The 234-nt window shown below is 49.1% G+C and carries 1 pseudogene; it reads left to right on the top strand.

Annotated features, from left to right (window positions below):
- A pseudogene (locus ACTHS4_RS12650) lies at positions 1 to 234 on the top strand (hypothetical protein); the annotation flags it as partial.

The raw sequence follows: 234 nt of genomic DNA, 5'->3' as shown, positions 1-234 counted from the left end.
ACATTCCCTATGCCGAAATGATGTCGGTTGCCAAGTGCTGCGACATTGCCATCAACGCCATCAAGTCCTATTCAATGGCATCGATTACCAACAAACTCTCCGACTATATGGCTTTGAAAAAACCGATTCTGAACAGCCAGGTCAACAACGAAGTTGCCGAAGACCTTACCCTGCTGCCGCATTCGAACTACCGTTCCGGCGATGTGGACGGTTTCGTTCAAGCCGCCAAAGATA

The organism is Neisseria sp. P0014.S009, from assembly GCF_051958155.1.
Classification (GTDB): Bacteria; Pseudomonadota; Gammaproteobacteria; order Burkholderiales; family Neisseriaceae; genus Neisseria; species Neisseria flavescens_C.
Note: the sequence above shows the minus strand (reverse complement) of the source record. Positions and strands in the feature narration are given on the sequence as shown.